Annotated in this window: 17 protein-coding genes; 10 read left to right on the top strand and 7 right to left on the bottom strand. The window is 42.9% G+C overall.

All coding sequences use genetic code 11. The annotated features are described in order from the left end of the window. Window positions 1-20 precede the first annotated feature (20 nt). From JHD44_RS08915 to JHD44_RS08905, 3 genes are all read left to right on the top strand, one after another. Window positions 21-410, top strand: a complete 390-nt coding sequence (locus JHD44_RS08915) for an ectoine synthase (protein WP_133563026.1) — start codon at window positions 21-23, stop codon at window positions 408-410. Between the two features lie 25 nt (window positions 411-435). Beyond that, complete coding sequence (thpD, locus tag JHD44_RS08910; protein ID WP_199462409.1) at window positions 436-1,365, top strand: ectoine hydroxylase; 930 nt, start codon at window positions 436-438, stop codon at window positions 1,363-1,365. Window positions 1,366-1,473: 108 nt separating this feature from the next. Beyond that, the gene (locus JHD44_RS08905; RefSeq protein WP_199462408.1) at window positions 1,474-2,916 is read left to right on the top strand and encodes an aspartate kinase; all 1,443 of its coding nucleotides are present in this window, start codon (window positions 1,474-1,476) and stop codon (window positions 2,914-2,916) included. Window positions 2,917-2,969: 53 nt separating this feature from the next. Here the strand turns inward: JHD44_RS08905 and JHD44_RS08900 are convergent, their stop codons facing one another. Next, entirely contained in the window at window positions 2,970-5,135 is a 2,166-nt protein-coding gene (locus JHD44_RS08900; protein ID WP_199462407.1) for an EAL domain-containing protein, read from the bottom strand. A gap of 446 nt (window positions 5,136-5,581) precedes the next feature. Here JHD44_RS08900 and JHD44_RS08895 point away from each other — a divergent pair, with 446 nt between their 5' ends. After that, window positions 5,582-8,689: an EAL domain-containing protein gene (locus JHD44_RS08895; RefSeq protein WP_199462406.1), complete on the top strand. Its 3,108-nt coding sequence runs from the start codon at window positions 5,582-5,584 to the stop codon at window positions 8,687-8,689. Window positions 8,690-8,699: 10 nt separating this feature from the next. After that, a complete protein-coding gene (locus JHD44_RS08890) occupies window positions 8,700-9,335 on the top strand; it encodes an HD domain-containing protein (protein ID WP_325097073.1) in 636 nt (211 codons plus the stop codon). Here the strand turns inward: JHD44_RS08890 and JHD44_RS08885 are convergent. Next, window positions 9,325-9,774, bottom strand: a complete 450-nt coding sequence (locus JHD44_RS08885; RefSeq protein WP_199462405.1) for a MarR family winged helix-turn-helix transcriptional regulator — start codon at window positions 9,772-9,774, stop codon at window positions 9,325-9,327. The two genes, JHD44_RS08890 and JHD44_RS08885, sit on opposite strands and share 11 nt — an antisense overlap. A gap of 43 nt (window positions 9,775-9,817) precedes the next feature. Then, a complete protein-coding gene (locus JHD44_RS08880) occupies window positions 9,818-10,159 on the bottom strand; it encodes a Rieske (2Fe-2S) protein (protein WP_199462404.1) in 342 nt (113 codons plus the stop codon). A 219-nt stretch (window positions 10,160-10,378) separates the two neighbouring features. Here JHD44_RS08880 and mrcB point away from each other — a divergent pair, with 219 nt between their 5' ends. Both mrcB and JHD44_RS08870 read left to right on the top strand, forming a co-directional pair. After that, a complete protein-coding gene (gene mrcB / locus JHD44_RS08875) occupies window positions 10,379-12,568 on the top strand; it encodes a penicillin-binding protein 1B (protein WP_325097070.1) in 2,190 nt (729 codons plus the stop codon). 167 nt (window positions 12,569-12,735) lie between these two features. Further along, the gene (locus tag JHD44_RS08870; RefSeq protein ID WP_199462402.1) at window positions 12,736-13,542 is read left to right on the top strand and encodes a substrate-binding periplasmic protein; all 807 of its coding nucleotides are present in this window, start codon (window positions 12,736-12,738) and stop codon (window positions 13,540-13,542) included. 73 nt (window positions 13,543-13,615) lie between these two features. Here the strand turns inward: JHD44_RS08870 and glgA are convergent, their stop codons facing one another. After that, window positions 13,616-15,049, bottom strand: a complete 1,434-nt coding sequence (gene glgA / locus JHD44_RS08865; RefSeq protein WP_199462401.1) for a glycogen synthase GlgA — start codon at window positions 15,047-15,049, stop codon at window positions 13,616-13,618. A 98-nt stretch (window positions 15,050-15,147) separates the two neighbouring features. Between glgA and glgC the strand changes: the two genes are divergently transcribed. Continuing rightward, a complete protein-coding gene (gene glgC / locus JHD44_RS08860; RefSeq protein ID WP_199462400.1) occupies window positions 15,148-16,401 on the top strand; it encodes a glucose-1-phosphate adenylyltransferase in 1,254 nt (417 codons plus the stop codon). 63 nt (window positions 16,402-16,464) lie between these two features. Here the strand turns inward: glgC and JHD44_RS08855 are convergent, their stop codons facing one another. Then, on the bottom strand, window positions 16,465-17,379 hold the full coding sequence (locus tag JHD44_RS08855; protein ID WP_199462399.1) for a TraB/GumN family protein: 915 nt from the start codon (window positions 17,377-17,379) through the stop codon (window positions 16,465-16,467). Between the two features lie 203 nt (window positions 17,380-17,582). Between JHD44_RS08855 and JHD44_RS08850 the strand changes: the two genes are divergently transcribed. Together JHD44_RS08850 and JHD44_RS08845 are read left to right on the top strand one after the other, a co-directional pair. Then, window positions 17,583-18,218 carry a riboflavin synthase subunit alpha gene (locus JHD44_RS08850; protein WP_199462398.1) on the top strand — a complete coding sequence of 212 codons (636 nt, stop codon included), beginning with the start codon at window positions 17,583-17,585 and terminating at the stop codon, window positions 18,216-18,218. A gap of 466 nt (window positions 18,219-18,684) precedes the next feature. Continuing rightward, window positions 18,685-19,893, top strand: coding sequence for a tyrosine-type recombinase/integrase (locus tag JHD44_RS08845; RefSeq protein WP_199462397.1), 1,209 nt, complete (start codon window positions 18,685-18,687; stop codon window positions 19,891-19,893). On the opposite strand, the gene JHD44_RS08840 is transcribed toward JHD44_RS08845, so the two are convergent. Both JHD44_RS08840 and JHD44_RS08835 read right to left on the bottom strand, forming a co-directional pair. Continuing rightward, window positions 19,868-20,125 carry a helix-turn-helix transcriptional regulator gene (locus JHD44_RS08840; RefSeq protein ID WP_199462396.1) on the bottom strand — a complete coding sequence of 86 codons (258 nt, stop codon included), beginning with the start codon at window positions 20,123-20,125 and terminating at the stop codon, window positions 19,868-19,870. The genes JHD44_RS08845 and JHD44_RS08840 overlap by 26 nt on opposite strands. Continuing rightward, window positions 20,122-20,667: a hypothetical protein gene (locus JHD44_RS08835; RefSeq protein ID WP_199462395.1), complete on the bottom strand. Its 546-nt coding sequence runs from the start codon at window positions 20,665-20,667 to the stop codon at window positions 20,122-20,124. The genes JHD44_RS08840 and JHD44_RS08835 overlap by 4 nt, the downstream gene beginning before the upstream one ends. Window positions 20,668-20,697: the final 30 nt, after the last annotated feature.

The raw sequence follows: 20,697 nt of genomic DNA, 5'->3' as shown, positions 1-20,697 counted from the left end.
TAATTGAATAGGAATTCCACATGATTGTAAGAGATTTACACGAATGCGAACAAACGGAACGTAAAGTTGTATCACCAGATGGAAAATGGCAAAGCGTTCGTATGTTGTTGAAAGGCGACAATATGGGCTACTCGTTCCATATCACGACTATTTTTGCTGGTGAGGAATGCCAATTTCATTACCAGAACCACTTTGAATCCGTGTTTTGTATAGAAGGTGAGGGTGAGATTGAGAGCCGAGAAGATGGCAAAGTATACCCAATTAAGCCTGGTACTTTGTACAACCTAAACGAACATGATCGACACACATTGCGTGCATTTAAAGAACTAAAGCTGGCTTGTGTTTTCAATCCACCTGTTACCGGTCAAGAAGTGCACAATAAAGAAGGTGCTTACGAACTAGTCGATTAATTGCAACAGAGGGAGATATAAGATTATGGCTGAGTTACAGACTTTAAAATATGGTACTGAAGATTGTTATCCTTCACGCATATATTCGAAGCCTGTCAGAATACCTCGCCAAGATCCTGTAGTTTACTCTAAAGCATCCGACAATGCGCCGCTGACCGCGGCGCAAATTGCAGAGTATGAACGCAAAGGGTTCTTATTTTTAGATGATCTCTTTACGCAGCAAGAGCTTGCACTGATGATCGAAGAAATGCAGCGAATGCGGGAAGATCCATCTATTAAGAATCGAGAAGAAAGTATTACTGAGCAAAACAGTGGCGCAGTGCGATCTGTTTTTTCATTGCATACATTAAGTGATGTTTTTGCAAAACTTGCTGAAGATCCACGTCTTGTGGCCATTGCAGAATATCTCTTGGGGGACAAAGTCTACATTCATCAAAGTCGTTTAAATTACAAGCCTGGATTCAGTGGCAAAGAATTCTTCTGGCACTCGGACTTTGAAACATGGCATACAGAAGATGGTATGCCTAGGATGCGAGCGCTTAGTATGTCTATTGCGTTGACTAAAAACGAAGCTCAAAATGGGCCTCTGATGTTGATTCCAGGGTCACATAAGAGCTTTATTTCATGTGTTGGTGAAACACCAAAAAATCACCACTTACATTCCCTAAAAAAACAAGAGTTTGGGGTTCCTGATGAACAGTCATTAATTCAGATGGTAAGGGAAGGCGGTATTGAAACCGCAATAGGCCCACTCGGGCGTATTACGCTGTTTGATTGCAACACTATGCATGGCTCTAACGGTAACATTACACCGAATCCACGATCCAATTTATTCTTTGTGTTCAATGCAGTGAGTAACCAAGTCACTAACCCTTTTGCGAAAGTGCCCGCTCGCCCTGAATATATAGGTACGAGAGATAGTATAAAACCCTTGAAAAGTGTCATATTTAATTAAGATTTATGTAATTCATGCTTAATATTTGAGCTTCCTTATGACACACTACGCGCGGCGCTCACAAATAGGTTGAGGTTCCCTTACCCCTACAAGAAATTCGGAAAGAAAATGGGACTACATACAGTTGATAAAATCGGCGGCACGTCCATGAGTGACTACCGTTCGGTACGAGATAATATAATTTTCAAACCAGCAGGCACAGAAGACCTGTATCAGCGTATTTTTGTTGTATCTGCATACGGTGGTATTACCGATAAACTGCTAGAACATAAGAAAACCGGTGATGCTGGTATTTACGCGCATTTCGCGAAAGATCGAAATCAAAGCGGTTGGCGTGAAGCGTTTGATGAAGTGCGTAAAACAATGTTGGATATCAACCGTGACCTGTTTGGAGAGAGCGAGCTTCTTGATGAAGCAAATACTTTCTTAGGTGCTCGCCTTGATCAAGCTCAAGAAGCTTTAGAAGATCTAAGCCGCTTGTGTTCACATGGACATTTTGCGATTGGTGAGCATTTAGCGACGGTACGAGAAATGTTGGCAAGTTTAGGTGAAGCTCACAGCGCATGGAATATGGCTAGCTTGCTTAAACGTGATGGTGTAAATGCTGTATTTGTTGATTTAACTGGCTGGAATTCCAGCACTCATATGTCATTAGATGAGCGTATTGTTGAATCCTTCAAAGACATTGACCTTGCGACACAGCTGCCTATTGCAACAGGATACGCTCACAGTGAAACTGGTCTGATGACAACCTTTGATCGTGGCTACTCTGAAATGACATTTAGTAGAATCGCTGTGCTTACTCAAGCGCGTGAAGCGATTATTCATAAAGAGTTCCACCTAAGTAGCGCCGATCCTCGTTTGGTTGGTGAAGATAAGGCCGTACCAATTGGTCGTACCAACTACGACGTTGCTGACCAACTTGCGAATTTAGGTATGGAAGCAATTCATCCTAAGGCAGCTAAAGGCCTTCGTCAAAGTCGTATTGCGTTGCGTGTGAAGAATACCTTCGAGCCTGAACACAGCGGCACGCTCATTACTGGTGATTATGTATCCGATGCGCCATGTGTTGAAATCATCGCTGGTAGTCGTGGTGTGTATGCAGTCGAGTTGTTTGACCAAGAAATGGCGGGTGAAATTGACTCATTTGATATGGGTGTATTGAAGGTCCTAAATCAATTGGGTGCTCACATTATCGCTAAGGATATCAATGCCAACAGCATCACCCATTACCTTGCTGCAAACTTGAAAACCCTAAAACGGGTGATTCGCGTGTTGGGTGAAGAGTTTCCTGAAGCGGAAATTACACAACGCAAGGTTGCGATTGTTTCTGCGATAGGTTCTGACATGAAGACAACTGGTATGTTGGCTAGTGCCGTAAAAGCGATCTCAGAACAGAATATCAACGTCATTGCGATGCACCAGTCAATGCGTCAGGTTGATATGCAGTTTGTTGTAGATGAAGAAGATTATGAAGTCGCTATACGTAGCCTACATAAAGAATTGGTTGAATCACATAATCATGGAAGAGCGATCTGTTTAGCATCATAAGAGAGTTGTGACTCACATAAAAGCCAGCATAAGCTGGCTTTTTTTATGCCTTTCTAAGAGGTTATTTCGTCTACACTAACAGAGTCAGAGAATTCATCAAACTCAGCCTCTGGAATGGGGCGGCTAATGAGGTAGCCCTGACCTAAATCGCAGTGAAATGCACGAAGCATGTTGAGTTGGCTCTTGCTTTCTATACCTTCTGCTATGACCAAAATATCAAGCTTATGGGCCATTGCAACGATGGCCTCTACCATCATTCGATCGTCTTTATCATGTTCTAAGTCCCAAACAAAACTGCGATCGATTTTTAACAAATCAACAGGTAAATTTTTCAACTGTCCTAATGATGAAAAGCCAGTTCCAAAGTCATCGATGGCAATACAAATGCCAAGAGACTTCAGGTGTTCCAGCGTTTTCTTTGCTTGCTCAATATCGGTAAGCAAGGTGGTTTCTGTGATCTCAAAGCCAATATAATGTCCCGGTATCTGATAAGTTTTTATCATGCTTTCCACAAAAGGCACGAGATTCGAATCGCTAAGCTGTAATGATGATAAGTTGATGTGCAATAAAATAGGGTAAAGTCCAATGGACTCTCGGTGGGCAAGGTATTCAAAGCTTTTACGTATAACGCAGTTACCTAGCGCTAAAATTTGTCCGGACTGTTCCGCGAGAGGGATAAAATTATCAGGGAAAACCAACCCTTTCTCGGGGTGTTGCCATCTCACAAGTGCTTCAGCGCCAACAACTTTGTTTAATGTTAAATCAAACTGTGGTTGGAAGTGCAATACGAGCTGGTCATCTTCAAGTGCTTTGGCTAAGGCTAACTCTTCGTTGTGCATATCTAATGAATGCTGGCGCATAGAGTCATCAAAAAATACGAACTGGTTTTTGCCGCGTCGTTTAGCCTCATAAAGAGCAACGTCGGCAAACTGCATCAATTCGTATACCTGTGTACCATGGTTTGGAATTAGAGTGATGCCTAGGGAAGTGCTTTGTCTGAATTCTCGGTGTTCAATATGAATGGGCTGCTGAGTAATATGAAGAATATTCTTAGCTTTTTCTTGCAGGCTCTCCAAAGAAGGTGCATGAGGAACAATTATTGCGAACTCATCTCCACCTAGACGCATCACAATATCCTCAGCATCTTTTCTGCTTGATAATCTTTTAGCGACCTCAATCAGAACCTGATCACCAACATCATGGCCAATCGAATCATTGATGGACTTAAAGTTATCTAAGTCAAAATAAATAAATGCTCCAAAGCCATCTTGTTGCAATATAGTCTCTATGACCCCCGTGAAATGGTCATTAAGAAAGCGTCTATTCGGCAGCCCTGTTAATGGGTCTTTAAAAGCAAGCTCTTTAAGCTCAATGGTTTTCTTCTCTACTTCCTCTTCTAAGCGAACAGGCCTTATAAGAACGTTATATAAACCCAAAGCACATAGAATGGACAAAAGTAGGGAAACTAACACCATATTTGTCGTTCTTGATCGAAGGTTGCTACTGATGTTGTGAGATAAAGAGAGTGTCCAACTACCATTGGGGATAGTAATGTCTGCTTCGACGGTTGCACTAGGATCAAGAGCGGAATCGGATTGATAAAATTCAAATATTTGATTTGAGTCCGCATGCTTTCGTTCTACTTTGAGTGTATAGCCTTCTTCTTCTAGTCGATGAATGCCCGTTTTTTCCAGCAAAGGCGAAAGAATGATGATCGCAGAAGCAAAACCCCAAAAACGGTCGGCTTGACCCTGTTTAGAAAGGAATATTGGTGTACGACTTATAACCGCTATGTTGCCTTGAACCAGTTTTACAGGACCAATGACAATGGTTCGACGCTCTTTTATCGCAAGTTGAGCAGCTTCTCCAAAGTCAGCATGATTAATAACATCAAGGCCTAAAGCTGCTTGGTTACCTTCAAGCGGATAAATGTACTGAATGATTCCGTTTGGCGCCAATTGAATGCTATCAATAACGTCAAAAGACTGCATGATTGTTTTGGCATAGCTTTCGAAGTGATCAACTTTATCAAAATCAATGCTTATCTGATGGGCTAAAATTTGTGTTGAAGTAAGTGATAAATTTAAGCTTCTCTCAATTTCAGTTGCTTGTGAACGAGCAATGCCACTGAGCAATAAGCGTTGGTTTTGTTTGAAATTGGTATTAGATAAATCAATAAAAAATAAGCAGATACAAAAAATGATAGCGAAAATGCTCACAGATATGAGGGCCGGGCGACTTTTGTACATTCGCATTTTGAGCATTCAATAGACTCCATTCGCTCTTAAGAACACAAATTGCTCATCGCAGAACTAAGCTTAAGATTGATATGTGAATATAACAAGGCATTTATTTGAAAACAGCCTTATATACTAATGTTTTAAGTTTTTGTGGTCATGGTTCTCTAAATTTTCTTAAGTATCAACAATTAAGTTCCAAGCAAGGAAGCTTGGATAAAGATTATAAGAGAAGAAAATACCGCATTAGATTTTTTTAATACTTGATGAATGTCATCTATAAGGCTATTGCATAATGGTTGACAGTGAGTCCATTGCTTGCGTTTGTGTATTTCTTAGGGAACACTGGCGAGTACGATGAATGGTTAATTATCGAATTATAAATAGAGCGTATGACGTGCTTGAATTGATTCTCAGGTGATAAAGGAATGTTTTTACGGTTTTTCGGTGTTGTGTGTATTTGCCTGTCATCTTGTGCCTATGCTAGCAAAGAAACACTGTCTCTAACGATACTCTCTTACAATGCAGACGTAACCACCGTCTTATTATACAAATCCATCTTAGAAGAGATGTCAGGACAACTTGAACATTACGATTTTGACTTGACCGTTACTGATGCTGAACATTTGGATCAAAGTGTTGCTCAAGGGGCATTTGACTTTGCCCTTCTGGACCCAGTTCACTTTCTTCAATTTAGAAGTGCAGGGTTATTAGGAGGGAATTTAGCTACGTTGAGGCGAGGCTATCAAGACACCTCAACGAGCTTGTTGGGTGGTGTGATCTTTACACGTCGTGAAGTAAAGAATGTTGGACTTGAAAACATCTCTCAGTCTTCTGTAGCGGCGACATCTCCAAGCTACCTAGAGAACTATATTGCTCAAATATATGAGCTGAAATCATTAGGATACTCTTATCCTGCAAGGCAAGACCTAGTGTTGTACGAAACACCGGAGCAAGTGGTTAAAGCTGTATTAGAGGGCAAGCAAGAAGTAGGTTTTGTTCGTACCGGAGTCATTGAGCGTCTTGTTGAGCAAAAGCAACTTAATATGAATGATGTTAGGGTGCTGAACGCCCAGAGCCTTTCCGGATATCCTTTTGTCGTATCCACTCGCCTTTACCCGGAATGGGGGTTTGTGGCGAATGCTAAGGTGTCATCAGAAGTCGCGCGAGCAATTAGTAACGCGCTTCTATCGCTGACCGCAGGGGGAGTAAGCTCTAAAAAATATGGAATATATGGATTTGTTCCGTCTTTAAGTTATATGCCAGTGGAGGAGGTGTTAACTGAATTGAGCTTATCCCCATATGAGAATAAGCAACTAAGTTGGGTTGATTTGTTTAAGGAATACGCCTTTTACTTTTTATTAACCTGTGTTGTTGTCCTTGCCCTTATTTATCTTTCTTGGCATACCTACAGACAAAATCAACACCTCACGCGGCTAGTTCGAAAAGAAAAGCTTGCTCAAGCCATGCTAAGTGAAAGCAATCAACAATTAGACCGCTTGTTAAGCAGTAGCCCTGCCGTCATCTATTCTCTTGACCCAGAGCATTATCAGATCACCTATGTCAGCAGTAATTGTTTTCAGCTCTATCATAAATACGCTAAGGACGTACGAAAAACTCATAACTGGTGGCAAAACGCTATTCACTATGAAGATTTAGAGCATACCTTGGCGACATTCCGTAAATGGCGCGCAAATGGCTTTCAAGGAACATTGGTGTTTTCATATCGCCTAGTGCGAGATGAAGATTGGATTTGGGTAGAAGATCGCATACAAGCGCTTCGTAATGATCTGGGAGAGGTGACTCTTTTAGTGGGTGCGCATTCTGATATTACTAAACGTCATCTAAATGAAGAGCAGTTGGAGCTGTGGGCTAGTGTGTTTGCTAACGCACGGGAAGGTATTGCTATAACAAACCCTAACGGTAGCATTTTGGATGTGAATGCTGCGTTTTCGAGAATCACTGGCTATAAGCGTAATGAGATACTGGGTCAAAACCCTCGAATACTGAACTCAGGTCGCCAAAGTAAAGAGTTCTACCAAGAAATGTGGCAGCAGATTCTAAGTGCTGGATTCTGGGAGGGGGAAATATGGAATAAACGCAAGGATGGAAGTATTTATGCGCAGAATTTAACCGTTGTGTCTGTGAATGATTCTGAGGGGGATGTGAGTCACTACATTTCACTATTTTCAGATATCACGCGTCAAAAGAAAAATGAAGAGCAACTTGAGCACATTGCCTACTTTGATGCATTAACGGGGTTGCCGAATCGCACAAATTTAACGCACTCACTAGATATTAAGATCCATAACTCTGCTTTATATGGAACCAAGTTTGCGCTGTCTTTTTTGGACCTGGATGGCTTTAAAGAAGTAAACGATACATTTGGGCATGAGACTGGGGATCTTCTCCTGGTCAATGTCGCAAAGCGTATGCGTACCACATTAGGTGATGAGTCTATTGTCTCTCGTTTTGGTGGTGACGAATTCGTATTGTTGCTTCCAATCCTAGATGACACTAGTGAGGTAGAGGAAAAGCTGAGGAGGCTTCTGGTTGCTCTTTCCGACCCATTTAAAGTGTCGGGTGTAACTTTACATATTAGCGCCAGTATCGGAGTAACCTACTACCCTCAGAGGCGTATGATTGAGGCGGATCAGCTTATACGACAGGCGGATCAAGCCATGTATCAGGCCAAAATTAGTGGGCGAAATCGACTTAAGGCATTTGATTCAAGCCAAGAGGATATACTCGTAGAGCAACATCGATTCTACGAAGAGCTGCAAGATGCCTACGATCAAAATCAGTTTTGCTTGTATTATCAACCCAAAATCAATATGCAAACACGAGATGTAATTGGTTTTGAGGCACTGATTCGTTGGCAGCATCCGACGCAAGGGGTACTACCACCAGCTTCATTTCTACCAGCAATGACTAATCAGTCACTTGAATTAAAAGTAGGTTTTTGGGTAATACAAGAGGCCTTAAATCAAATGCAGGCTTGGTTAGATCAAGGAATCGACCAAGGTGTCAGTGTGAATCTTGCGGGTTATCAGCTTCAGCAACCTGATTTTATTCCTGAGTTAAGGACGCTTATTCAGCAGTATCCACCGTCTGTTACCAGAGGGCTTGAGTTAGAAATTCTAGAAACCAGCGCTATTGAGGACTTGGCGACCGTTTCTGGTGTGATTGAAGCCTGTAAAGAAATGGGGATTAAAATGTCGCTTGATGACTTTGGAACGGGCTATTCCACACTGAGCCATCTAAAAGAGTTATCAGTAGATATGTTAAAAATTGACCATGGCTTTGTCCGTGATATGTTGGATGATTCTAGCGATTTTGCGATTATTAAAGGTGTAATAGGTTTTGCAGATGCTTTTTCCTTACAGGTGATTGCAGAAGGGGTGGAGACGCCAGAGCATGAAGCTCGACTGATATCCCTTGGTTGTCATTTAGGGCAAGGATTTTATATCTCCCCTCCCATGCCTGCAGATCAGGTTCCGCAGTGGTACTATCAATGGAACAGTGATAAAGAATGAGAGGAAAAGCGTGCATTTGAATGAGATAGAAGAGGCTTGTAGAGAATTTGTTTTGAGTTTTATGGCGCAAGACAGCGCTCATGACATCTCTCATATACAGCGAGTGGTCAAGCAGGCTAAGTGTTTAGCCATTAAAGAAGATGCGGACATCAAAATCGTCAGTACTGCGGCATGGTTACATGATTTGGTTAACTACGCTAAAGATGACCCTAATCGAGCCCAAGCGTCTTTTCATTCCGCCTCAGAAGCTGAGCCTCTACTAAAAGAGTTAGGTTTTGCTGCTCCAGAAGTCAGTGCGATTCAACATGCCATTGTCACACACAGTTTCAGTGCTCAAGTCACACCGAGAACGTTAGAAGCAAAAATTGTACAGGATGCGGATCGTCTCGATGCACTTGGAGCCATTGGCGTTGCTCGGTGTATGATGGTAGGTGGCCGTTTAAATCGCAGTTTGTATGAGCTAATTGACCCTTTTTGCCAAGAGCGTGAGCCAAATGATCTGTTGTATACAATAGATCATTTTTACAAAAAGCTCCTGAATTTAGAAAGTACGTTTCAAACATTAAGCGGTCGTCAGGAAGCACAGCGCCGCTCTCAATTCATGCGATCCTTCTTGGATCAATTAGCCTTAGAGATCAGGGACTAGATTTCTGATATTGACTTAAGTTCTCGCTCATAATGTTGGCAATATCTAAAAAATGCTGCAGTTGCTCATCTGTTAACCCTTGAGTCATGGCCTCTAACGCATCGATATCGTAACGTTCTAACGTTCCAAAGCATGCTTTTCCTTGTTCTGTTAATTGTAAGAAAAAGCTTCTCTTATCTTCAGGGTTTGGTAGTCTCTCTACCATGGCTTGTGCTTCGAGCTCCTTAACCAAACGAGTGACCTGACCTTTATCTCTTCCACAGCGATGAGCAATCAGCATCGGAGTGCAGTTTGGATAATCGTGGATCATCTTTAAAATAATAAAATACAAAGGCGACAAAGGGATGTCGCTGCAGCTCATCGCGTATCTCATTGCATGTTTGAGGCCGGAGATGATGCCAATTAATGCTGTTTGTATATCTCGTTCAAAATTATTCATAAGCTGTAAAATTCTATTGTTTTTTTAATGCTAAAAGTGTCTCTTAGCTCAGTTTTTTCTGCAAATAGTAGGTGTTCTTAAATTGTTTCAAATGGTAACCAACGAGTTGTTTACCAATACAAGGCCCTGCAACACACAAGCCGTTCATAGGTAAAAATTGTGCGCCATGTGATTGACACTCAATCAAGGAAAAGGTTTCGTCAAAGCAAGAGCTAGAAGGGCAAATGAGCGCTTTGTTTTGATGAGGACAGGTATTCTCATAAATATACAGTGTATCTAAGTAGCAAATAGCCATCACTTCCAAGATGCCTACTTTCAATAGTGAGCATTGATTATTGTTGAGTTCTTTTAAATGAACAGCTTGTTCTTTGGATAATGGCAGCATTGCTTACCTCTGAAAATATAAGAAATTGTCTCGTAAAGTGTATCTGTTTTGCAAAGAAAGTGTTGAGGGCGCTTCGTGAAATTGCTGTTCGATCTCTAGGGCTTTATACTCCGCGCTATGACTAAAAAATCCTCCTCTAAAACTGCCAAAAAACCTTCTTCCCGAAAAACAAAGCGTAAACAAAGGCCTTCATTCTTTAGGCGTGTTCTTAAGTGGGGAGTGGTATTACTTTTATTGGCAAGTATTCCATTTTGTATCTGGCTATGGTGGTTAGATAAGCAAGTCGTATCTCGTTTTGAAGGACAGAAATGGCAAGTGCCTTCTGAGGTATACAGTGCACCATTGGTGTTAAAGGATGGAGCGCCATGGCGTAAAGAAGACTTAGAGCAGGTGTTATTGGATTACGGATACCGCTTTGGTAAAAACAGTCAAAAAGTAGGCTGGGCCGCGCGGAGTAAGACAAAAGTAAGTGCCAACCTTCGTGATTATATGGATCATACTGGTTATCACTCCGCTGCTAGGCGAGTGTTCTCTTTTTCAGGCGGTGTGTTGAATATCCAAGACATTTCTGGAAAGCGGTATCGGACTGCGGTACTGGAGCCGCAGAAAATTGGGTATTTGTATGGTGGGAACACTGAGAACAGAGATATCTTGGTTTATGAGGAAATCCCTCAAAGTCTGATTGATATATTAACCATCACTGAAGACCGTGACTTTTTTACGCATCATGGTATCTCGTTAACGGGGATAGCTCGTGCGGCGTGGGTCAATGCTACATCTGGAGCCCGTCGGCAAGGTGGCTCTACATTGACGCAACAGTTAATCAAAAATATGTTTCTATCGTCTGAACGAACCTATTCTCGAAAAGTTACGGAAGTTCTGATGGCGCTGCTGCTAGAGTATCGATACAGCAAGCAAGAAATCATTACTGCTTATGTCAATGAGGTATATTTAGCTCAAGAGGGCAGCAGTGCTTTGCATGGATTCGCTGCTGCCAGTGAATTCTTTTATGGGCGTCCATTAAAAGAGCTTAACTTAGCCGAGCAGGCTTTGTTAGTTGGCATGGTAAAAGGGCCATCACTGTATAACCCTCGTCGTAACCCTGAAAGAGCAATGCAACGACGTAATGTTGTATTGGATCTGCTATATCAACAAGGGCGTCTGACGCAAGGTAACCTGAATGCACTAAAAAAACTGCCGCTAAAAGTGGCGCCAGAAGGTAAACGACGATCAGTGTACGGTGATTTTCTGGATTTGGTTGCCATGCAATTGGAGCGTGAATTTGATGCGTCTTCTTTAGCGTCGGAGAACTTAAAGATCTACACAGGTCTTGATATTAGGGCTCAGAAGGCTGCGCTTCATGCCATGCAAAACCGTGTTAGTGAACTAGAGAAACAGAAAAAAGGGTTGCTTGGCCTACAGGGCGCCATGGTGGTGACAGATCGACTGTCAGGACAGGTTAGAGCTGTGGTCGGCTCTTCAGATAAATTGTACAGTGGTTTCAATCGAGCGCTTGGTGCCGTTAGACCGATAGGGTCATTGGTAAAACCATCGATTTATTTAACAGCCATCGCTTCGGGCCGTTATACATGGTGGGATAAACTAGAAGACAAGCCCCAGCAGTTCAAAGTCGGCAACGCCATATGGCAGCCACAGAATTACGACAGAGTCAGTCATGGCAAAGTGCCTATGTATGAGGCACTTGCGAAATCCTACAATTTAGCAACCATTGACTTGGCAAGTCAGTTAGGCTTTGAGCGTGTAGCGCAAACGCTTCGAGATTTAGGTGTGAAACGCCCGTTCACTATGTATCCCGCGGTTGCATTGGGTTCTATTGAGCTTTCCCCATTTGAAGTAGCAAGACTGTATCAGCCGATTGCATCAACAGGAAGTGCTGCTGAATTAGGTGTAGTGTTATCGGTGATGGATCAAAATGGGAAGGTATTGAAACGATTTGATCAAACAGGTTCGGTGCCATATACGAAAGAGGCTTTATCTGTAACCTTGGCAGGTATGACAAAATCGCCTGAAATAGGCACAGCTCGAGCGGCTCAAGGCCAGCTTCCTGGGCTGCGTTTTGCCGCAAAAACAGGAACTACAAATGATCAGCGCGACAGCTGGTTTGTTGCAATAACAAATGATTACTTAAGTACGGTTTGGTTGGGGCAGGATGATAATGCACCAATGAATATTACCGGTAGTTCCGGGGCGCAATGGGTTTGGATTGACTTTGCTAAATTACTGCCTCAGCAATCGTTGCCAAAAGCACTCCCATCGGGGGCAAATTACTATCAAGTTACGTCAGACGAGTTTGAGTTAGCGGCTGATCGTTGTGATGATAAAGTTGAGCTGGCATTTATCGAGGGGACACAACCTAAAAGCTCTACTTCATGTCTCTGGCCATTCTAAAGGTTGAACGTTTGGGTAAAATACAAATTTGTATTTCCTTGTTATATGTGCTTTTCTGTGTTGACGTTGTTGCGTGCTAATGAGTTTTCTTGTTTAGTCGCGTATGGATAAATTGGTGGAGTGGTGAAGTGCTTACAATAGGTCGATTTTTGAGTTTAAAAGGCACTGTGAAAACTTTTTTTACACCGATAGTTTGCTTTTCTTCGTTATGGTTGTTTGCTTCTTCGGCGTCGGCTCAAGAGGCTGCCGCTTGTTCCTCGCTAAAAGCGACAGGTAACCCTGAATATCCCCCTTTTCTTTGGCAGGTTGAGCAAAGCAATTTATTGCATGGTGCTGTGGCGAGTTTAATGGTGCAATTAAGTGATCGAATAGATATTCCAATCGAAACTGTGTATGTCGGTCCTTGGTCTCGTTCTCAGCAAGAAGTTCGTAGTGGCCGAGTAGATCTTATGGCGGGGGCTTTTTATACCTCAGAAAGAGCCGACTATATGGAATATTTCGCGCCAGCAATGATGTTTACTAAAAGTGTCGTATGGCAAGCAGAGTCCGCTCCCTTTAATTACAGTGTCTGGCCAGATCTGGAAGGCCGTTGGGGAGTCACTGTTATTAATAACAGCTTTGGTCAAGAGTTTGATGAATATGCCAAGCAGAAATTGAACTTACTGACTGTAGCGAGTTTAGAGCAAGCGCTTTCTATGCTGGAAGCTGGGCGTGCAGATTATGTGCTGTACGAGAAAAACCCTGCGATGGCTTATGTGCAGCGCATGGGGCTGGAAGGTGTTGTTTTACCTGTTGATCCATCGGTAAGCAGTGAAGGGTTGTTTTTGACAATTTCAAAAATGTCACCTTGTAATACCCCCGAGGTAAAGAGCAAGATTGCTACAGCGCTTCGAGAGTTAGTAGATGAGGGTGTACCACAGCAGGTTTTGGTAGATGCTCTAACTGAATGGCGTAATAGTTCTAGTAAGCTTTAACTGCTTTCATTTGTCTTTAAAAGGCTATTATGGATCCCATAATAGCCTTTTTGCTATTTAGCTCGAATGTTGGTTATTTCTTTGTAACGGATTGGTAGAGATTGACCCAAGCGTTAGTGGCTTTTTCCCAGCTATGATCTTGCGACATGGCTTGGATTTGCCTTGTGCGCCAGTCATTAAGGTTGGCATAAACAGTAAGGGCACGAGTGATCGCTGCCTTTAAGTCTTGCGAATTAGCGTTTTCAAACACAAAGCCGTTTGCATGTGGGCCTACTTCAAAAACAGTGTCAGCCAGTCCACCAGTACTCCTCACAATCGGCAAAGTACCATATTTAAGGGCATAAAGTTGTGTTAGACCGCAGGGCTCAAACCGTGAAGGTATGAGAAGCATGTCTATGCCTGCTTGTAAGCGATGAGAGTACGCTTCGTCATAGCCGATGCGGATACTTACCTGTTTTGGAAAGCGTTCCTGTAGTGTCAGGTATTGCTGCTCTAGGTTTTTGTCTCCAGAACCAAGAACAATAAACATGGCGCCTTGCTCCAAGGCAAGCTCAATAGCGCTGGGAATTAGATCAAGTCCTTTTTGCTCTGTTAATCGACTTACCACTCCAAAAATAGGCGTCTGTGCATTTTCATCAAGGCCATTCTCTCTTTGAAGAGCAAGCTTATTTTGAAGCTTAAAGTCTATTGTATGAAGGTCATAATGGGTATGGATGTATGGATCGCAAGCTGGAGACCACTCATTGTAATCAACACCATTAAGAATTCCGGTGAGCTTATGACTCATTGCTCGAAGCGTTCCATCCAAACCATCACCGTATGTCGGTGTCAAAATTTCATTTGCATAAGTTGGGCTTACAGTGGTGATTGCATCTGCGAACACTAACCCTGCTTTTAGGGCTGAGTAGCGTCCATAAAACTCCATCCCATGAATGCTCAGCAGTTCGCTTGATAGACGTACACGATCAAAGTCATGTAATGGAAAGCTGCCATTGTAACGTAGGTTGTGAACGGTTGTTACGATCGGTGGATGTTCTAGGCGCCAGGAAGCTAAGTAGGCAGCGGCAAAGCCTGTTTGCCAATCGTTTAGATGCAGTAAATCTGGTTGCCATCCCATTAGGTTGCCGTATTGCGTGATCATAGCGCAAACCCATGAAAAAGCAGCAAAGCGGACATCGTTATCAGCAAAATCATGGCCACTTTGATCCAAATAAGGTCCGCCGTCACGTTCAAACAGACTTTGACATTGAACTAAATAAATTGGAACGTGAGAATCCGGTAAATGAGTTTCTAATAGGATTAAGTCGCCTACAGCAAACGGGTTACCTAAATTTAAGCTATTTTTAATAGGGGGTAACTTTTCAAGTATACCGCTGTATGCAGGCATAATTAACTTGATATCAATACCTTGTTTTTTTAAAGCGATTGGAAGTGCGCCTGCAACATCCGCAAGTCCGCCAGTTTTAATTAAAGGGTGAATTTCAGATGAAGCAAATAGGACTTTCATAATTTAGTTTTCGTATTGATTTAGTAATATGACCAGAGTATACCTAATAAATGCCTAATGTAGTGTGAGGCTCGGATAAAAAAAAGTAAGGGTGAAATATGGATTTAAATGCCGCGCGTATGAGTACTCTCTCGCTAATCTTAGCGGGGGGGCGGGGGTCACGACTGAAACATCTCACAAATCATCGTTCTAAACCTGCTGTTCCGATTGCAGGTAAGTATAAAATAATAGATTTTCCACTATCCAATTGCATCAACTCAGGGATGAGAAAGATTGCTGTGTTAACACAATATCGTTCTCACACGCTTAATCAGCATGTTCAGCGTGGCTGGAACTTTTTGCGGTCTGATTTCAATGAATTCATAGAGTTATGGCCAGCACAGCAGCAAACTGGAGAGGATTGGTATCGCGGTACTGCTGATGCTGTGTACCAAAACTTTAAAATGATTGATGAGCTGAATAGTGAGTACATTTTAATCTTGGCTGGAGATCATGTTTATCGCCAAGATTACAGTGTAATGTTGCAAGAGCACATCGAGAATAAAGCTGATGTTACGGTTGCATGCATTGAAGTACCGGTTAAAGAAGCCGACCAATTCGGCATTATGCATGTTGATGAAAACGACAATATAATCGCCTTTGAAGAAAAACCCTCTAACCCGCCCACTATGCCTGGAAACCCAAATGTTTCTCTCGCGAGTATGGGGATCTACATATTTAGCACCAAATTCTTGAGAGAGAATCTCATGAACGATGCTCAAGACTGTGACTCAAGTCATGATTTTGGTAAAGATTTAATTCCGCTTTTTGTGGGACGTTCAAAAATTAAAGCACATCATTTTGCTAACAGCTGTATTCCAAATGATAGTTATCCCGAAAAACCATACTGGCGAGATGTGGGTACATTAACTGCCTATTGGGAGTCTAATATGGACCTTACTAAGTTAGTGCCAGAATTGGATTTATATGATGAGTCTTGGCCTATAAGAACGACTCACTACCAGCGCCCAGCAGCAAAATTTAATTACAATTATGAAGAGCGTATAGGTACTGCCTTGAATTCTGTAGTGTCTGCAGGGTGCATTGTTTCAGGTTCGACAGTCGAGCAATCAATTTTATTTAATAATGTGCGAGTGAATTCTTACTCGCATGTTAAAAAGTGCGTTGTTTTGCCTCGTTGTGACATCGGTAGGCATTGCCAGTTAACCAATGTAGTTGTGGATTCTGACACAAAGATTCCACCTAATACTATTATTGGAGAGGATCCAATCGAGGATGCTAAACGTTTCTACAGGAATGAAGACGGTATAGTGCTGGTGACACAGGAGATGATTGACCTCTTACAGGATTGATTTTATGTGCCCAATTGATCCGTAGTCGTTCTCACCTAAAAGCCCTCATTATGAGGGCTTTTGCTATTTGAACAATTGGATTGGGTGAAACCCTTTTTTCTCAAGTTCTTTTATCACGCTTTGTGGACCACTCAAATGTAATGCTCCGATGACGACAAAGGTTGTTTGAGAGTGGTTGGGTGATTGTCCTAAGTAAATACTTATGACATCCGCCATGCGTTGGTTACGGTGGTCGAGAAGAGCTTCCATCATGGGCTTCAATTTGGGGTTTTCGAGTACGTCTTGATAGACAAATTGATATAGTCCATCTGGGTCAGCCTTGCGCCAATAGGCTGTCATTTGAGCCATGTAATCTTCATCTTCCATTTGATCTAGGCTGGTTTTGAGCATGGCGAGTTGTGCTTGGAATGGAGTGTCGGCAATCGCACTGATTTGCTGGGATAGTGTTTCGATTTCTAAAATTGGGAGTTTTCTTTGTTTTGCTAACTGCAAAAAGTGTAGGTCGATTCCGTATTCCGCTTGATACTCAGAGTTTCTAAGTTGAGCTTGGGTCAATTGTTCCACTAGCATCCATGGTCTGATATGCAGCAATCTCTCATAATCGGACTGGTTAGCTTTAGCAAAATCTTTCAGTGCAGATAGCCTTGTATCATCTAGGTAACGATCAATAGTGACGTCTTTCGGTAGACACATCTTTGATTGAACTAAGCGAGCAGATTGATTGGGGTCTAGTTGCTCTGGGTCTAGTTCTACCGCTAAGCGGTCGGCGCTTTTAAAGGCTTCTTCATAAGCGGCAGGAAGAGGGTAGAAGTCGGGAGTCAGTGCATGTATAGAACCCACAAGAAATACAGTTGCCCCTTGATGCTGGACTTTCCACATGAAAGGTTGATAGGCAACTGTATCCGCTTTGGCCGAACCAACAGTAACGGCGACAAATACAGTTAGACTAAGCTTGAAGATTAATAAAAAAGGACGCATAAAGAGTTCTAGTGAAATGTAACGATAAGGTAAGGATTATCCCCGAAGCTTGTGGATAAACCATGTAGAGATAGTTTGATAACTCCCTCAAAGCCTTGTTGCATAAGGCTTAAGGTGGTTTAGTATATTAATTCTTCACCTCGCCCATTTATTCGTTGTAGATTCAGTGCAACCTTACAAAAGATTCAATAGAGAGGCCAAAAATGTTTACTGGTATAGTCCAAGGTATGGCGGAAGTTGTTTCCTGTCAAGAGAATGGTCGTAATCGTGTTCTCGAAGTTAAATTTCCGCAGGGTATGATGCTACAGCAGCAACTTGGTGCCAGTGTTGCGATTAACGGAGTTTGTCTCACTGTAGCTAAAATAGAAGGAGACATTTTAACGTTTGATGTCATTGATACGACTTTAAATTTAACCAACATTGGTCGCTTAAAGCCGGGTGTAGCAGTGAACTTTGAGCGAGCCGCTAGAATGGGCGATGAGGTAGGTGGTCACGTTATGTCTGGTCATATTATGACGACGGTGACTGTTGATCACATTGAGCGTATTGATGAAAGCTATCACATCCGATTTGCCGTGGACCTAGATAATCCAGATGTTGATGCACGACGTTACTTGTTTGATAAAGGTTATGTGGGGCTCAATGGCGCTAGTCTGACCATCAGTGCGATTGGTGATGACTGGATTGAAGTCTCTCTGATTCCTGAAACATTGCGTTTGACGACGTTTGGTATTCTACAGCCAGGGGATTTGGTCAATCTGGAAATCGATGCACATACTCAAGCTACTGTCGATACAGTAGAGCGTGTTCTAAAGCAACGTGGGATTGTGTTGCCCTAACGTAAAAATCGAGGATATGGTGTGCGGCTACGGAAATAAATGGAGTCTACTCCCTAATTTCGGTAGAATGCGCGCCATATTTTACCCTGAGGTTCTGTTTATAAGTCATTTATTACTTGGTTTGAGCGCTAGATTAGGCTCTGCCCACCCCGTAGTGGACTTATCAACAGTTACTTAATATCAAATCGCTTTTTAAGTGTGAGTTTATAGTGTCGAACAATCTTAAGCACATCCGAAATTTTAGTATTATCGCGCACATCTATAACTGATCATTTTTCCCTTCTTTTATTCCTTCCCGTTAATGCTCTTAATTCCTTATAACGCCTAGCTTGCAGCCTTTTTATTATATTTGTTTGTCCCGTTGATAATCATTAGCTATCATCACGTTTAAGTACACATGTGAGTACATGGATTTTTTGTACTCGTTTTTTCGTAACTTAATTACAAATAAAATTACAGGCGTGTGATGGCGATTTCTAATGCGTGGCTCAAGGCGAATGATGGCCGTGAGCGTGATGGTGTCGAGGTGTTCTCGGATCGGGACGGTCTGGGGGTGCGTGCGTCGGCGAAAGGTAAGCTGGTTTTTCAGTATCGATACCGTTTTGATGGCAAGCAACGTCGTTTGGACATTGGGCCTTATCCTGGCATATCTCTAAAGCGGGCCCGTGAAATTCATGCTGATCTGCGTGCTGATCTGGCCGAAGGTAGGGACCCAAAGCAGGCATTGTTATATCAGCGTTTAGGGGATGCCCCTGAGAATACTGTTGAGCAGCTTTACACTGATTACCACAATAAGTTTGCATCGCATCACAAAAAGAGTGCGGATCAAGTTCTTGCCTCTATGAGCCTGCATGTCTTTCCAAAAGTGGGCAAGCTTTCTGCGGATGCCGTTTTAACTCATCATTGGGTAGCGCTGTTTGAGGCATTGGCTTTGACTGTACCGTCTATCTCTGAGCGTTTATTGAGTGCTGTGAGTCAGATGTATGCTTGGGGCATTCGTATGCGTCGAGTTACCGTTAACCCTGTTTCAGACATATCAGCTAAGTTTGATCTACGTATCAAGCGAAAGGTTGGGGTGCGTAGCCTGGACGACCGTGAGTTGAAGTTAGTATGGCAAGCCATATTGAAGAGCAATCTGTCGCCCAGAAATACAGTGATGCTGCAGTTGCTGCTAATGTGGGGTGGTCGTGTTGGTGAGTTGCGCTTGGCTGAAAAGTCACACTTTGATTTGCATAACAATGTGTGGACCATTCCCCCGGAGAACCATAAGACCGGTGCTAAAACAGGTAAGCCTCTAAAGCGACCAATCCTTCCAGAAATGGCCGAGCTTATAAAACAGGGCTTGATGATGAGCCCGCCGCATTACAAATATATGTTTCCAAAAAGGGGAGTGGATGAGCCGACATCGGATCGAAGTCATCTAGGCATTAACCTCAACATTAATCAATGGATCAAGCGGCGATTGGCCCAAGAGGTAGATCACTGGACAATACATGATCTGCGCTCGACGGCGCGGTCGCGTTGGTCGCAACTTGCGCCGCCTCACATAGCAGAGATTGCTTTGGGTCATGCTCTGCCTGCCATGTGGCAGACTTATGACTACTACGATTATTTGGATGAGCAAAGAGAGCTATACGCAGCATGGATGATTAAGCTACGTGAGCTTGTTTCTTAGCGTTTTCCCATTCGACGATGTCTTCTAACGCCCACCGCGCACTCTTGCCTTCACCAAAGCGCGGCTCTGGCAATTTGTGTGGGCAATCGTTTTGACGCCAACGGTGAAAAGTTGATGAACTAATGCCATAGCGTTTTTGTAGCTGACTACCGTTAAAAAACTTAGTCGGTGCGCCTGCTGCTGCGAATACATCGACCATGCTTGGTGCTGTTGTTAGTGTTTGCTCGCTCATGCTCTCTCTCCTTCTTTCATTCCGATCGCGCATAGTTCCGCTACTTCTTTGCCCCATTTGGTTTTTAATGATTCAGTTTCACGGCCATAGTTGTCTTTGATGTGGCATTGCATAAACAGGTAGATCTCAGCTAGTGTGATTGGCCCCTCTTCAACAAAGCCGCTCTCAAGCGCGCCGATCATGGTGTTCACGAATTCCTCTACTCCATCAGCGGCGCCTTTTTCGATATGCCCTAGCAGTCCATACACTTTCCCAGCCATCAAACTATTGAATGAGGCTTTCTGGCGTTCGACCTCTGCTTTTAGCAGCTCATTTTCTTCATGTAGCACTTCGTTCTTGGCTTTTGTGTTGTCGATCACTGCCCAAAGCAGGCCGCTTTTAATCGGTGCGCCTGATCCGTGGCCAACGGTCACATCTTTGATCTTTTCGATGTGTTGGTATTTGCCCTGGTCGAGCACGTTCACTAAGTGGTTGGCGATGTTGCGCGCGTAGGTGCTGTTGCCCGTTTGTTGCCAAAGCTCTAAGTCGCGTTGTAGTGTCATTCTTTCTCTCCCTTCAGTGCTTCAACTGCT

It is taken from the genome of Marinomonas ostreistagni (genome assembly GCF_016461785.1).
Taxonomy (GTDB): domain Bacteria; phylum Pseudomonadota; class Gammaproteobacteria; order Pseudomonadales; family Marinomonadaceae; genus Marinomonas; species Marinomonas ostreistagni_A.
This window is presented reverse-complemented; position numbering and strand designations above follow the sequence as displayed.

What these genes read in the sequence shown, in the direction of transcription:
- JHD44_RS08915 (WP_133563026.1), top strand. Translation starts at nt 21, where the DNA reads ATGATTGTAAGAGATTTACACGAATGCGAACAAACGGAACGTAAAGTT.
- thpD (WP_199462409.1), top strand. Translation starts at nt 436, where the DNA reads ATGGCTGAGTTACAGACTTTAAAATATGGTACTGAAGATTGTTATCCT.
- JHD44_RS08905 (WP_199462408.1), top strand. Translation starts at nt 1,474, where the DNA reads ATGGGACTACATACAGTTGATAAAATCGGCGGCACGTCCATGAGTGAC.
- JHD44_RS08895 (WP_199462406.1), top strand. Translation starts at nt 5,582, where the DNA reads ATGTTTTTACGGTTTTTCGGTGTTGTGTGTATTTGCCTGTCATCTTGT.
- JHD44_RS08885 (WP_199462405.1), bottom strand. Translation starts at nt 9,774, where the DNA reads ATGAATAATTTTGAACGAGATATACAAACAGCATTAATTGGCATCATC.
- JHD44_RS08880 (WP_199462404.1), bottom strand. Translation starts at nt 10,159, where the DNA reads ATGCTGCCATTATCCAAAGAACAAGCTGTTCATTTAAAAGAACTCAAC.
- glgA (WP_199462401.1), bottom strand. Translation starts at nt 15,049, where the DNA reads ATGAAAGTCCTATTTGCTTCATCTGAAATTCACCCTTTAATTAAAACT.
- glgC (WP_199462400.1), top strand. Translation starts at nt 15,148, where the DNA reads ATGGATTTAAATGCCGCGCGTATGAGTACTCTCTCGCTAATCTTAGCG.
- JHD44_RS08855 (WP_199462399.1), bottom strand. Translation starts at nt 17,379, where the DNA reads ATGCGTCCTTTTTTATTAATCTTCAAGCTTAGTCTAACTGTATTTGTC.
- JHD44_RS08850 (WP_199462398.1), top strand. Translation starts at nt 17,583, where the DNA reads ATGTTTACTGGTATAGTCCAAGGTATGGCGGAAGTTGTTTCCTGTCAA.
- JHD44_RS08845 (WP_199462397.1), top strand. Translation starts at nt 18,685, where the DNA reads ATGGCGATTTCTAATGCGTGGCTCAAGGCGAATGATGGCCGTGAGCGT.
- JHD44_RS08840 (WP_199462396.1), bottom strand. Translation starts at nt 20,125, where the DNA reads ATGAGCGAGCAAACACTAACAACAGCACCAAGCATGGTCGATGTATTC.
- JHD44_RS08835 (WP_199462395.1), bottom strand. Translation starts at nt 20,667, where the DNA reads ATGACACTACAACGCGACTTAGAGCTTTGGCAACAAACGGGCAACAGC.